The organism is Segatella copri (assembly GCF_009494835.1).
Lineage (GTDB): Bacteria > Bacteroidota > Bacteroidia > Bacteroidales > Bacteroidaceae > Prevotella > Prevotella copri_F.
Genome location: NZ_VZBE01000017.1, coordinates 14,880 through 28,675, shown reverse-complemented (window position 1 = coordinate 28,675; position 13,796 = coordinate 14,880). Strand labels below are relative to the sequence as shown.

At 46.6% G+C, this 13,796-nt stretch carries 11 protein-coding genes; 10 read left to right on the top strand and 1 reads right to left on the bottom strand.

Features of this window, described 5'->3' with window-relative positions:
• The first annotated feature begins 31 nt into the window (after positions 1-31).
• The 10 genes from F7D47_RS03185 (at position 32) to F7D47_RS03140 (ending at position 13,377) form a co-directional block, all read left to right on the top strand.
• A complete protein-coding gene (locus tag F7D47_RS03185) occupies positions 32-2,677 on the top strand; it encodes a hypothetical protein (RefSeq protein WP_228113352.1) in 2,646 nt (881 codons plus the stop codon).
• 28 nt (positions 2,678-2,705) lie between these two features.
• Entirely contained in the window at positions 2,706-7,535 is a 4,830-nt protein-coding gene (locus F7D47_RS03180; RefSeq protein WP_153084870.1) for a hypothetical protein, read from the top strand.
• Positions 7,536-7,549: 14 nt separating this feature from the next.
• Positions 7,550-7,816, top strand: a complete 267-nt coding sequence (locus tag F7D47_RS03175; protein ID WP_119228513.1) for a hypothetical protein — start codon at positions 7,550-7,552, stop codon at positions 7,814-7,816.
• A gap of 4 nt (positions 7,817-7,820) precedes the next feature.
• Positions 7,821-8,579 carry a hypothetical protein gene (locus F7D47_RS03170; protein ID WP_153084869.1) on the top strand — a complete coding sequence of 253 codons (759 nt, stop codon included), beginning with the start codon at positions 7,821-7,823 and terminating at the stop codon, positions 8,577-8,579.
• 5 nt (positions 8,580-8,584) lie between these two features.
• Positions 8,585-9,346 carry a hypothetical protein gene (locus F7D47_RS03165; RefSeq protein ID WP_153084868.1) on the top strand — a complete coding sequence of 254 codons (762 nt, stop codon included), beginning with the start codon at positions 8,585-8,587 and terminating at the stop codon, positions 9,344-9,346.
• Positions 9,347-9,381: 35 nt separating this feature from the next.
• Positions 9,382-10,857 (top strand): hypothetical protein, encoded by a 1,476-nt coding sequence (locus F7D47_RS03160; protein ID WP_153084867.1) that lies wholly within the window; start codon positions 9,382-9,384, stop codon positions 10,855-10,857.
• A 217-nt stretch (positions 10,858-11,074) separates the two neighbouring features.
• The gene (locus tag F7D47_RS03155; RefSeq protein WP_119228516.1) at positions 11,075-11,293 is read left to right on the top strand and encodes a hypothetical protein; all 219 of its coding nucleotides are present in this window, start codon (positions 11,075-11,077) and stop codon (positions 11,291-11,293) included.
• Positions 11,294-11,552: 259 nt separating this feature from the next.
• Positions 11,553-12,254, top strand: coding sequence for a hypothetical protein (locus F7D47_RS03150; protein ID WP_153084866.1), 702 nt, complete (start codon positions 11,553-11,555; stop codon positions 12,252-12,254).
• Positions 12,255-12,532: 278 nt separating this feature from the next.
• Positions 12,533-12,982, top strand: a complete 450-nt coding sequence (locus F7D47_RS03145) for a hypothetical protein (RefSeq protein ID WP_153084865.1) — start codon at positions 12,533-12,535, stop codon at positions 12,980-12,982.
• A 2-nt stretch (positions 12,983-12,984) separates the two neighbouring features.
• A complete protein-coding gene (locus F7D47_RS03140) occupies positions 12,985-13,377 on the top strand; it encodes a hypothetical protein (RefSeq protein WP_153084864.1) in 393 nt (130 codons plus the stop codon).
• A 228-nt stretch (positions 13,378-13,605) separates the two neighbouring features.
• Here the strand turns inward: F7D47_RS03140 and F7D47_RS03135 are convergent, their stop codons facing one another.
• Complete coding sequence (locus F7D47_RS03135; RefSeq protein WP_228113351.1) at positions 13,606-13,791, bottom strand: type I CRISPR-associated protein Cas7; 186 nt, start codon at positions 13,789-13,791, stop codon at positions 13,606-13,608.
• Positions 13,792-13,796 lie beyond the last annotated feature (5 nt).

The following is a 13,796-nucleotide window of genomic DNA, read 5'->3' as shown; positions in this document are numbered from 1 at the left end:
TATTCTTATTCGAGGAGACCGATCGGAGAAAGTGGAGATAGGCGGCGATGGTAGTGGAATCACCTTCTCTGATGACCCAGTGGAAATTACCTCGCAGGTGAATGATACGTTCGACCATCTACTCTGTTCACAGGCTTCTATCCGCTTGCTCTGTAAGAACTATATAAAAGAATTTTTCTCGGGGTCATGTAGGGATGCTGTGGTGAATATCTATCGGGGAACAAAATGCCTATTTGCCGGATATATCGAGCCTCAGACTTTCTCGCAGGGATATAATGAGTGTGAGGATGAAGTAGAACTGACTTGTGTGGATGCACTCTCAGCCCTTCAGTATTCAAAATATAAGAATGTCGGTTCGCCTTTAGTACTATATAATAAGGTAAAGGCAGAGGCGCAGCAGCGTACCTTCCATGATATCGTGATGGATATACTGAATGGTGTGATGGATGGTATTGATATTCTCGGCGGTCATGATAAGCCATTATACTATGATGGTAGCAAATATGTGGCCGCGGAAAAGGACAAACAGTATTCCATACTACAGGATATTAGTATTTCGGAGCTTCTCTTTCTGGGTGATGAGGAGGATGATGTCTGGACTCAGGAGGATGTATTGACTGAGATTCTGAGATATCTCAATCTCCATATAAGACAGGATGGATTAAGTCTCTATCTGTTCTCCTGGGAGACTATCAGGAGCGGTAAATCTCACCAGTGGCATAATCTCAAGGGTGTCGATAATTTGTTCATCGATCCTAAGATATTAGATATTACTACATCTATCGTAGCAGACTGTGATACGCAAATTAGCGTAGCGGAGACGTACAATCAACTCAAGCTGACAGCTGATGTGAAAGAAATGGAGAATGTCGTCAAAAGTCCACTCGATAGTGATGCGTTGTGTAATGCGTTTCTCGGCATGCAGAAGTATATGACAGAGTATGCTTCCGATGGTGAGGGTAAAAGAGCCTATAATGGATTTTCCGAACTGGTGGGGCATGGTGGTACTAGTTATGATGCTGGTTCGGTGGTCGATTGGTATGTCCAAGTAAGGAAATGTCAGGACTGGCGCTTCTATGGAGCTAAGAAAAAAGATCTTGTAAAGGACTTATGCCAGGGTTCAAATCAACAGGATGCCGTAAACTATCTGGGAACTGTGCCAGGCGCCTCGATGCTGCTATCTGTTGGTAGTGTTAAGAAGACGAGTGGCGGACAGGACAATTCGCTCGTGTCAAAAATATCCATGACCGATTATCTAGTAATAAGCGTAAATGGCAATGGCAAGGATGGAGAAAGCGAATTCTATCCTAATGACTCGGACCTCTTAGAGGCGATACCATGCGCAGAATATGTAGGCAATGAAGTTGGCGGTGTGTTCTCGCCAAGCGACGGAAATACAACCAATTATATTGTGATTTCAGGGAAAATGGTAATGAATCCACTAATGAGGATGACTGCTAATTATTATAACCTAAAAAATAAGCCTTGGGTATCTGGTATAATTGGCAAACCTAACGAGATTTATGTCTGGCATCAGACTGTGCCAAGTCGCAATAACGGAGACGGCCGCTATTACACGCGCAGATATTGGAAAACGAAGAGCTGGAGAAACGAGGTAGTGTCAGATGACGCTATGGATAAGAAGAATGATGGTGGATTTATGCCATTTACGGGTGAAGGTCCGCAGGAGTTTGAATTCAAATATAGTGCGTTCGGTGACAGTACGGACAAATTATCGAAGGTCGGCGTGATTCAGTGTATGTTGATAATAGGTGATAAATGCGTAGTCGAAAAACGTCCAGGGCAGTTTCTAGGAAGCGACAAGGTGGCAGGGACAGGTAACGGGCAGCTGTCTGATTATGTCTGGATGAAGTATAAGACCAGGGAGGAATGCTCTTCTGATGATGAATATTATCAGCAGAGTTTTTCTGTTGGTTTCGACCCTAAGATTGGGGATAAAATCATTGGTACGGAGTTTTCCATACAGAATAATCTGAGATATACAGATAGTGTGGATGCGGATGGGACCGCCATTCCGGTTCGCATGACCGACAAGGTACATGGTGCTGTTAAGTTCATTATCCTCGGCCCCGTCAACAGTGTGTGGGAAGAGATTACCCGGCGACATCCTACAGCCTTCCGGCATACCAAGTGGTCGAGCAATACGAAGCCGATTCTCTCCCATGTGAGCGACATCTTATTGGAAGAGCTTGAGATAAAGGTTGTAAGCGATCATGGAAAAGTTGGCAGCGATGGCGCGGAGAACGATCTGATATATCTGAGTGACACGAAAGAAGATTTTGTAAATACCAAGGATGATCTCGAGATAAAAATTACTACCGCTTTGACATCTGAAGAATGCAAGACGCTTGGTGTAAAGAATGGTATTAGTCTTTCTGCACCGCTGAATGTTGTTACGGAGTTGAGTTTGCTGGGTATTTATAATCGTAGCAACGGTGAGCTGGCAAAGCCGGAACAGCATTATGTTAATGATTATTGGCAGGAATGGCATGAACCAAGAGTCGTTATGGAACAAAATCTGATGGATGAGCACGGTAATGTTTCTCCATTCGATTTGTATCGACATCCTGCGATCGGCAAGACCTTTCATGTACAAGGTATCAGCTATAATCTAACCAGTGGCACTGCTCAGATGACGATTAAAGAGATATTCTAATTATATTCTAACAATATTATAAAGTCGTATGATAGAAACAAAAATCATAGTTAAACCCAAAGGAAATTCCGGAACTGGCAATAGTTCCGGAGCGGCTGGCTATGGAGGTGAGTATGTGTCTGAAGCTGATTATGCAGCTAGAGCCGGTAAGGCTAAGAAGGCGGAGTCTGCGGATCTGGCAATGCGCGCCAATACGGCTAATACAGCTGATCGTGCAAAGTACGCCGACAAGGCGGGAGAACTTGACGAAGAAGCAGAGGTCTTACAGAGATACATTCGCAAGGATATAGACGATACGGCTAAAGGTAAGATTACCTTCGAGGATGTGATAACTCTGCTGAAAGGGTTGCAGCTTGGAGATGGAAAGAGCCAGATATCTGCCAAGGGATTGGCGAAACTCTATGCCTTCATGACATACAATTTCGTTTCCGGAGCTTATGGTTCCGGCGCAAGTATCGATAATAATGGTGACGCAGAAATGAACAGCCTGTTCGTCCGTCAGTTCATCTCTGCTCCTAAGTTCGTCTTCAACGAAATCTCTGTAACCAAAGCGGAGCAATGGAATACCAACGGCTATGGAACCATCGAGAGTGTAGATACCAAGAAACACATCATCTCTCTTCATCTGGAGGGAAACGATTACGGATCTCTGCAGGTGGGAGATATCTGCCGCGGTATCTATGCCGATATAGATAACGTCCATGGTGCGGATAAAAATACTGAAGGTGCGCTGGATGATTGCAATTTCGTTCTGCATAAAGGTTTTTTCACTACTTACTTTTATGTGAAGAAAATCATCACTAGCGAGAAGGGTAAGTTCGTGTTCGAATATGGTAAACGTTCGGAGGCGACTCCGGATCCTTGTGCCTATATGGATTTTGCTCAGTATGGTAGTTTCGTCGATGACAAGCGCCAGAGCAGCATGTATTTCTCCTCAAGGGGAAACAGCTATATCGAGGTTCTGGATGGCGTATGCAACTGGGAAATATATCCTCAGAACCGCGTATGTCGTTATGGATGGCTCGAGGGGCTTGCTATCCAGCGAAGAGACGGATCGTATATCCACCCTTCAGGCAATGGTATCTTCGTGCAGGATAATGTATACTTCGGCGGCAACGTGGAGTATCTGGGTGATATCCTCGGTCTTGATGATCTGAAGAACGAGGCGAAGGCTTATGATGTGAGTCTCTCTCAGTATCAGAGTGTCATCACGGTGGATGATATGGGTAATGTTATTAATGGTCTCTATACTCAGGACGAGGGGAAGGCAACCAAGCAGTACCGTATCTCGACGGCTGTCTTTGTACGCAAGGGTATGGATATTCTCCTTGAGGAAGATGCGAACAGCGAGGACGTGACTGAAGGTCATTATCGCCTGCATGTGATAAGCGAGGATTGCGATGTAGAGGTAAAGAACTCTACCGTCTTTATCAAGGGTATCAATAATATTAAGGATGGTGTTGCCGGTACTGCAGATGATACCGAATTCGATTACGCAGCTATGCGCAAAATGTCGGATGCGATGGTGACCATCGTCGTAGAACTGGAGGGAAAGACCTCGAAAACGGTGCAGATGCCTATCCGCATTCAGCATGACAGCCTTCCTTTTATGGTGTGCGACCTGAGCAATGAGAGTGCATCGGTGGCATGGAATACCAGAGCCGGTAAGTATATAGGTTTCCCTATCAAGACCAAGGTTTCCCTCATGTATCATAACGAACCATGGGCGATATCCTCGCTCAATATCTCTAGTGTAGCAGGTTTAAAGACTTCGATGAGCATTGACGGCAAGGCAAAGATAATCACCATTGATGCTGATAATCTTACTGCCGATACGCTTGACCAGATTACGAAGATGAATATCACGGTTGTGGGCAAATATGCTGGAGCCAGCTACGAGTATACCCGAGAGCTTACCATTTTGAAATCGTCTGATACCGTAATCTACGAGCTGATACCATCTGCCGATAGCGTGATTATAGACAATCAGGGTAATATGAGTACAGAAAGTATCTCATGCGATATATGGGCAACATCATCCGACGACAAGAGATATAAGCTGACAGAATTACCGGCAGGGTATCATCTGAAGCATGGAACTACTGATACTCCTGATACCGACATAGAGATAGGCGCAGAGGTATCTGTGCAGAGTGATGCCCGTCAGGTAGTGTTCGCTCTATACGATGCTTCCGGAAATGTGCTGGATAAAGAAAGCGTTCCGATACTCACCTGTGGTGCAGATGGTGATGGATATGAGTATATCTATTATCTCTCTGATCAGTCTGAATCGAATTTCATTACACAGCCTTATCGTCGGAATGGCGTTTTGCAGCCTATGGGGTGGCAGGATGATCCGATGGAGCCGACTCGGGAGAAGCAGTATGTATATGTAGCATACAAGACGGGAGAGGTAGGAGCGGATGGCAGTTTCTCTGAACCTAAGCTCTTCAACCGTTACCCGAAGAGCATTTCAAGCATCGAAACCTGGTATTATGCTGGAAATAGTTCTGAAGTAAACCTGAGTCCGGCATTATTCAGAGACTATGGTAGTAAAGACTTTAGCGAAATTACCTTAAACGATGAAACTCCGTGGCTGTGGATAATGAAAATCACATGGTTTACGGATGGGGACGAAGTTATAAACTTTTCATGCGGAGGTTATAAAGCGAAGGATGGCGATGGTCTTATCGTAGGCTATCAGTCTTCAGCTTCAGAACCATCAGATCTTCCTTTCCTGAAAACGCTTGCCGAATATGATAAAGCGCAGGATAATATTGGCCACGGCTGGACGAAGAAGGCTCCTGCTACTGGCGGTAAGAGTATCGTGCTGGGTGGTAAGATTACAACAGATGAGATTGTCGACCGCTACAACAGCAGTACTACTAGCGCATGGGGAACAGAAGAAAGCGAAATTCTGTTAGATGGCATCAAGCAGAAGAAAACTTTCTATAAGACTCCTTCCTCTCTGGGTAACAACGGCAAGTGCATACGTCGTATTAAGGTTGTCAACCATTTCCGGGATAGCTATCTCAGAGTAATGCTGAAGTCTTACTCTGAAACCAACTGGGACCTGGTATGTATCTCTCGTCTCTATCTGCCGTCTGAGGTTATCAACAGCGAGGGCAGGCAGATAAAGGAAGATAGCGAATATATCAACAGATCGGAGCATACCTATGCAGTAAGCGGCGATGGTCAGAGTTATGTTGCTAAATTATCCATGCCTGATGCAGGAGAATATTATTTCTTCGTTGGATATTTCAAGGATGGCGGTACAGACAGCTACGGCGACTATGGTCTCTTTGCCTGGCAATCGATGATAGCTCTTACTGAGAGTTTATGGCGTACCGACGGAACCGTAGATGCTGCAGGCAACATAACCTGGAGCAAGGCGATGCCGATGCAGGCTGAGTCCATCGTTATGGAGCACGCCTACATCGCTACCGCTAACGATACGGCAGTGCCCGCCAAGCCTTACCGTACAAATGGTATCCTACAGGGAGGATGGACGGCAAAACGGCTGACTGTATCGTCTACGAACCGGTTTATCTGGGAGTCTGTTCGTGCAGGAAAACATGGTACTGACTCTGTTCAGGATGATTGGAGCCAGCCTGTTGTGGTAGCCAACTTTGCCGAAGCCGGAAAGATGGGTAAGAACGGTTGTATCGTCCGGAATTCCGAAGGATGGAAGAGCGGGGCAACGTATCATAATGATTCTGCCCTGACCCTGGAACAGAAGTATATCGACCTGATTTACATCGAGGATAATAATGCTAACGATGGCTGGTCTGTCTACCAATGTAACGTTACGCATACAGCTACGGGCAGTTCCTTCGACCCTTCAGCAGTTGGCTCTAACAACAATAAGCTATGGGTAAAACTGAGCGATGCCGGTCCTATGTATTGTCCTCTTATCGTGGGAAAGAATGCGGTTCTGAAGTTTGCTCAGGGCCAGCAGTTCAACCTGATAGAGGGCAACAATATCTTTGGCTCGTTCCGGTGGGTGAAGGATGATGCGGATTATGCGTTCTGGATAGGCGGTACTGAAGGCAGCAAGGCTACTACTTCAATCACTAGGGGCGGCAAGTTCAAGACGACCGATGCGGATATTACGGGTAAGATTACTGCAACAAGCGGAATCTTCAACAACGTTACAATCAGCAGTGGTAAAATCGCAGGATTCACCATCAGCGGAAATGGACTGACAAACGACAGTAACTTCAACAACGATGCCTACATCATCCTTAGAAACGACAACGCAGGAGCATTTGCAGGAATCGGAGGCAACTTGCTTCCAGCATCGAGTGGACTGAGAGCCGTGGCACGATTCGAGAACGAAAACAAAAGCAGATGGTTTGAGTACAGCAATCTCGGACAGAACATCGCAATGTTGCTGTCGGCAAAGAACGCAGACAGAAACGTGGCATTGCAAATTCTCGGAGGCTGCATCAAAGGATTTGCACTCAACACGAAAATCATCACAACTAAGACCTACACCATCAGCAGAGACGAGAATGTGGTAAGTTACATAAGCGACTCAAGCGAAAACGGTGATTGGGTAGAATTCGCGTTACCAGACATGCAATGGTACGACGAGGGGCACTTTGTCATGCTTTCGAGAGAAGCGGTCGGAGATTACTCCTTTAAAGTCAAGCCAGGGTACTGCTACGACAAGAGCGGAAAGAGGTATGAGACCTACATCTACAACAAGGGTAGACGCTACACCAGGAGTGGATTTGATACAGATTTTTTCAGCGCATACGGCTCTTGTATTCTTGTATATTGCCCACGATGGCAGGTCGTTTCGAAGAACGCAGTTTTAAACAAGGGAATATGGCTCGCATACGGAGTCATGTAAAAAAGAAAAGACAGATGAAAATTAATTTAGAAAGAGTAGAGGTCTTTACTGACCTCAGTAAGACACAATGCGCAGTAATGGATATGCGCAAGGAGATAGCTAACGTCATCTATGAGCGCGGGCAGGGATTAGCCTGCTCCGTGCTCGCCCATAAACTCTACGAAACGCAGGGCGAGGTGGAGATTGACGATAGCGAGAAGGAAATCATAAGTCGTGTAGCCGAGCAACTGCTTACCCCGGCTGCAGGCGAAGGAGTTATGAAGCAGATAAAACCAGAATAGTATTATGGCAGCAGTAAACATCAACGACGTAGCCAGCCAGCTGAATACGGCGTCTCGCCTAGTGGTGAGTACCGACTTCTTCTGGATCTACGTGGCTAACGGCTCGCAGGTTAAGATACCTGCCGAGTTCGCAAGGGCTTATCTGATCGCAGGTATTAAGCCAGCAATCAACGGCAACGGCCATTGGGAGATAGGTGGCGAAGATCTCGGTGTAGTAGCCGAGGGAAAGACCCCTCAGTTTCGTGGCGGCACGATGGGTATCGAGGTGAGCTATGATAATGGCAAAACGTGGTCTCAGGTAGTAGCCTATACCGATATAGACCCAGACCTGGAAGCTCTTGCCGCGGCTTATACCAAGGTAACGCATGGCGAAGCTGACCGAGTGAAGGCTGAAAGTACTCGTAATAGCAACGAAGCCGCACGTCAGAACGCCGAAACTACTCGCAATAATAACGAGACGGCACGCAAGACGGCAGAAACCAAGCGACAGCAGGATACCTCCGCCGCCATTACCAACTCAAAGACGCAGACCGACCTCGCTAAGGAAATGAACGATCATCCACCCAAAATGGGAAGCAACGGAAACTGGTGGCAATGGGACCTCTCCAAGCATGAATATGTCGATACGGGTGTCATTGCTCGAGGCGGCGCTATGTATCCGTCATTCCGCCAGCATCGTAACAAGTTACTTATGATTGATTACGGAAGCCATGTCGCAGAACATGTTGTCAAGCGCAGAAACAAGTTAGTCATTAAAGTTTAATAAATATGGCAGATAATACAAATATCATTGTTGTTGGTAATGTCGCCTTCACCGATCAAGGTACCTGGAAGTCGGACTACTCATATGAAGAGGATGGACAGACTGTTAGAGGCTACGATGAAGGGGATATAGTTCATACATCTACAGGAGTCTATGCGTCACTGGAGGATGGTAACACAACAACTCCTTCGGATACAAACACCAAATGGCGCAGATGGCTCGATAAGACACCAACCATCAAGGCACAGAGTGCAGCCGACGATGCCAACAAGGCAGCAAATCTCGCTCAGAGTGCAGCCAATACTGCACAAGAGCAGGCTACAGCTGCAGCAGCACAAGCAGCTCTAGCTGAGACAAAGGCTACTGAGGCAGATGCTGCCGCCAAACGAGCCGATGCCAAGATTGCACAAATGGATGGATTGGCAGGTCAGATAGCCACAGGCTTCATCGCACCATCGCGTATGAACCTGACCTATCTCCCGGAGATAAGCCTACGCAACAAGGTGGCACAGCGCATCACAGCCCAACTCATACCGAGCTACCTCCCTCAGAGCGTGCTCTTCCAGCGTGCCGAGGGCGACTCGCTGGTGGCAGACCCAAGCGGCAACCTCATCGTCAAGGGCGAGGGCACGACCAAGTTCTGGGTCATCCCCACAGCCAACACACCGCTTTGGCAAGAGGTGAGCATCACTATACACCAGCCACGCCTTCGCCTGTCGGCATCGGGAAAGCTACGCAAGGTGGGCTCATCATTACGCATCATTTAAATCACATTGTTTAATCAATTAAATACAGTTTAATTATGGCATTAACATCAGAAGAAGAGGCTAAGGTCAAGGCTATCATCGCAGCCTTCGACGGGGCGCAGCAGGTGGCAGACCTCCCTGCTGCCGACACTTCCTCGACAGACAAACAGATTGAGGTCTACGATAGAAAGACGGGCACGGCACAGCAGATGTCGCTCAAAGACGCTGTAGATATGGGACAGAATCTTTGGTGCGGGCGTGTCTGGAATCTAGACAACGCAACCCCTCAGGCAGCAACCTATGTGGGATCGCTTGAGCTCTTGAGAGAGCTGCCAATTCAGCTTGGTCTCGGTTGCTACCTGGTCAAGAATGACCATAGCCGCCGAAAACTCGACTCCAAAGATCATCACAAATATGCCACAGGAGAGGCTGCAAAGTTAGACGGATCAGAGGGACATTACCAGTGGGGATGGAACCGTAAGTTCTATCTGGTATTCAAGACCGTAGGCCGCTTGTTCTATATGAAGGTTGGACTTACTCCAATCAAAGGTGAATATAACTACACAATCCCTATCGGATCACGTTCTGCTTCTGGCCATGCCACTTTAGAGCGCAGCACAGGTCGTCTGGTTAGCTTCCTTAATACAGGCGCAGACTACAGAGGTGGCAATAACGATGCCACCCTCGACAACACCAACCGCTCGTTCCTCGGCAAGCCAGCCTGCAACCAAAGCACAGAGTACTGGCGAGCTGCGGCCAGAAAGAACGGCACGGGGTGGCTCTGTTCCTCGATGCGCCACTTCGCCGTGACCGCTGCGCTCTTCGGGGTTATCTTCGGCACCCACTACGCACAGGCGGCAGTCAACACAAAGCGAGATGCAAACGGACTCTATCAGGGTGGTCTTGGTCCTGGCGTGACACAAAAAGACTGGAGTGCGTGGAATAGCTACAACGGCTGCCGCCCGATCGTCCCGATGGATGCCGGTCTCGACCTGGGCGATAGCTGCGGAGAGACTACCGTCAATGTACTCAACGATGACGGCTCTACCTGGTATGCGGCCAAGGTCAACTCCTTCTTCGGTCTTAAAAACTCTTACGGTCATCTCTGGTATCATATGGATGATGAGTTCGTAAGGGTCAACGAAGATACGACAGTCACCCACCTCGTGGCACCATCTATCTATGGCACATGGACAATCGGCAACGAGACGGGTATGAAGGCCTACAGCACCTCCATCAAAAAAGGTGAAGGATGGGCGACCATGCTCTCCATGGACAACCTGGAGAATTTTCCAACGGCCGTCGGAGGCAGCCAGACTACCTACTGGTGTGCTTATTATTGGAATACGTCTGGCGCAACAAGCGGTTTCCGTCTCTGCCTTCGTGGTGGTAGTGTTCACGATGGTGGTCCTTGCGGTCTTTCGTCGCTCTACGATGACGGTGATGTCTCGAGTGCCTACGTGAACTTCGGCGCCGCTCTCTGCGAAGCAGTAGAGGAGTGGCCAGTCGAACCAGTGTACGTGGCGGCCTAAAGATTTCATGAGTTTGCTGGGTGTACATAAGATTACTGGGTGTACATAAGAGACCTGAGTACACACGGCGAAGCCGAAGCACCCAGCGAGCTCTGCTCGCTTCAATAACCGCCTTTGGCGGTCGGCGATAAAAAATTTTAGAAAAAAGTTCTTTGACATACTTCCATACCGATTATTTTTAGTATCTTTGCAGCGGTATTCATAATAATACCAGGTTGTGACCCTAGGTGCTGGTTTCCGTCTCTGCCTTCGTGGTGGTAGTGTTAACAATGGTGGTCAATGCGGTCTTTCGACGCTCAACGATAACAATGATGTCTCGAATGCCAACGTGAACTACGGCGCCGCTCTCAACTTTAACATATCTCAATACGGGGTGTTTGCTCTCCGTTCGAGACAACAGGGTCAGACCTCGCCCCATGGCGAAACATACACATAGTTCATCTAGCTGGTAGATGATGACAATAGGGTCATCCGGTCGAAGGTTATAGGATAAAAAAATAGCAGACAACAGACATTACACAGTTTCACACAATTACACAGACATTACACCGCTTATGAAAAGATTTGGTAACATTTCTCCACAAGTCGAGACAAATGACAACTTTCGTCGGGCTTTCTATAATTATGCCCGACAAAAGATGTCTCGCAGGGGTGTGCAGAAATTTGATGCCAATCTAGATCATAACATAGAGCGTATGCTTGAAGCATATGCAGCCCAGACTTGGCATACATCAGGGTATGTATCTAAGGATATAGAATACCCGAAGCATCGCCAGCTTAACAAGTTGCCAGTCATAGATCATGTCATGCAACACGCAGCCCTCAATCCTGTAGAGGATGATATACGTAACACCATCTACTACCATTGCCCTGCAGGCTCTAAGGGCAAGGGCACTCATTATTTCTACAATCTTATTAAGAGAGATATATTCAACTCTCCACAGCAAGATACATTTTATTGCCTTCCTATTGATATTCACCACTATTTTCAGTGTATAGATCACAACTTGCTCAAGAGTGAATATCGCCGCAAGATTAAAGACAGAAAACTCCTCTCCTTTATAGATGAGGTAGTTGACTCGTTCAACCCAGGAATCGTACTTGGAGTAAAACTAGCCCAGCTACTGGGGCAGCTCTTTCTCGCCCGCTTCGACTATCTGGCACTCAGATGCTTCGATATCATCGACGACCCTGAAAAATTCCACTATTGGCAAGCTCGCTATGTGAGCGACATGCTTGTTACCTGTCGCACTCAGCAACAGGCTCAACTACTATGTGGGGGGTCAGCTTTCTTAATGAGCGTTTCGAAAAGTTCTGCCGCCATGGACTCCATCATTATTATCGTTTCATGGATAACATCTATATTCTCCATGAAGACAAAGTTTTCCTGCGTCTGATGGCGGAGTTAGCTGTCATGCACCTAGCTCGTGATTGGCATCTCTCAATAAACAAGTCGTGGGGAATCCATCGAACTTGCGATGGTATAGATTTTTGTGGGCAGGTCATCTATTCCGACCACGCACTCTTGCGAAAACGGTTTAAGCATGATCTCTGCAAGCAGGTGGCTAATCTTCGCAAACATGGGTTTACACAAAGACAAATAGAGCTCAAGGCAGCTTCACGCCTTGGGTTAGGAATTCACGCCAATTCAAAAAACTTATATAAAAAAATCGGTATGGAAAGATTCGGAAAACTCGTTAAGGCTCGCAAATCTCGTGTGCCTTTCGAGGGAATGCAAAAATCACAGCAGCAGTCCATTGAGGACATTATCTGCCATGAGGGACAGGATGAGAACAAATTCCTCATCCAAGTGATTGATTACAAGGTTGACGACTCTGTCATAGAAAAAGAGGTCGTACAGGTAGAAGAGACCGCTGCCGATGGCAGCACTCATTTGGTCAGCAAAGAGATGCCTAAGAAACGTCTCTCACTGCGCTATCGTATCATCGACCATTTTGAAGGAGAGAGCGAGGTCTGGCAAACTGTAGAGCACTATCTATATACAGGTTCCAAGATTCTCATAGATCAAGCCCTAAATGACTTCTGTCGTGATGAACTTCCATTCTCCACCGTTGTCGCAGAACTGCACAACAAGTTTAAAAAGAAGTTTTATAAATTTACTTAACGATGAAAAAGGTATATTTATCTCGCAAAAGTTACGTCAGATTTGACGATGACCATTTCCTGCTTTACATTGGTGAGCAGAAAGTAGAAAACTATCATCCCGAGACTTCCGGTACTTCAGATACAAAATCTGAAGTTTCAGATTCGGGTAAAACCGCCTTCAGTTACGAAGGTGATGAAGCCGATGGTTCTACCAAGATTAAGGCAAAGTCTGCTACTTATGGTGATTTCACGGCAGGTTTGGTACGAACCAAATACAGCCAGAATCAGGTAGAGGCAATCTTGGCCAATCGAGGAGATGGAGATAAGAGCCACGAAGCAGAGTTCGATGCTTATCAGGCCTGGAGAATACAAGCCAAGCAGATAGCCCAAGAAGTTCTTGCAAGAGAACTCTAAACGTATCATAATACGAGATCGGGCTGAGGTAGCAGGTTTCTTTGATGTTTTTACATCATATGCTAGTGTTTATTTGTTGGTTTTCTAATATAATAGCGTTAGAATAGGAAAAGAAATCCGTTCTAACGCTATTTGAGTATGGTTCAGGAGGACATCTATAACGAAGACGCTTCGTTTTGCGTTTCGGAACATTTCGTTTTGTGAAACGGTAACATTTCGTTTTGCGGATTATACATCAACATTTTCATAAGCATCCTTCAAATATTTTTTGATAGAATACTTGAAAGCTTTGTCTGTTGCATACACGATTCCGTCAGGAAGTGTGCGAGGCTGTCCTGAGAAATCTGCATTGTAATTTGAATTGATGGCTTTCACAATTGCGCAACCATACACTCTTTTTTTGAACTCTGCCATATTAT

Coding starts and splice junctions, on each gene's coding strand:
- F7D47_RS03180 (WP_153084870.1), top strand. CDS start 2,706: ATGATAGAAACAAAAATCATAGTTAAACCCAAAGGAAATTCCGGAACT.
- F7D47_RS03145 (WP_153084865.1), top strand. CDS start 12,533: ATGGAAAGATTCGGAAAACTCGTTAAGGCTCGCAAATCTCGTGTGCCT.
- F7D47_RS03170 (WP_153084869.1), top strand. CDS start 7,821: ATGGCAGCAGTAAACATCAACGACGTAGCCAGCCAGCTGAATACGGCG.
- F7D47_RS03160 (WP_153084867.1), top strand. CDS start 9,382: ATGGCATTAACATCAGAAGAAGAGGCTAAGGTCAAGGCTATCATCGCA.
- F7D47_RS03140 (WP_153084864.1), top strand. CDS start 12,985: ATGAAAAAGGTATATTTATCTCGCAAAAGTTACGTCAGATTTGACGAT.
- F7D47_RS03135 (WP_228113351.1), bottom strand. CDS start 13,791: ATGGCAGAGTTCAAAAAAAGAGTGTATGGTTGCGCAATTGTGAAAGCC.
- F7D47_RS03165 (WP_153084868.1), top strand. CDS start 8,585: ATGGCAGATAATACAAATATCATTGTTGTTGGTAATGTCGCCTTCACC.
- F7D47_RS03150 (WP_153084866.1), top strand. CDS start 11,553: ATGCTTGAAGCATATGCAGCCCAGACTTGGCATACATCAGGGTATGTA.
- F7D47_RS03175 (WP_119228513.1), top strand. CDS start 7,550: ATGAAAATTAATTTAGAAAGAGTAGAGGTCTTTACTGACCTCAGTAAG.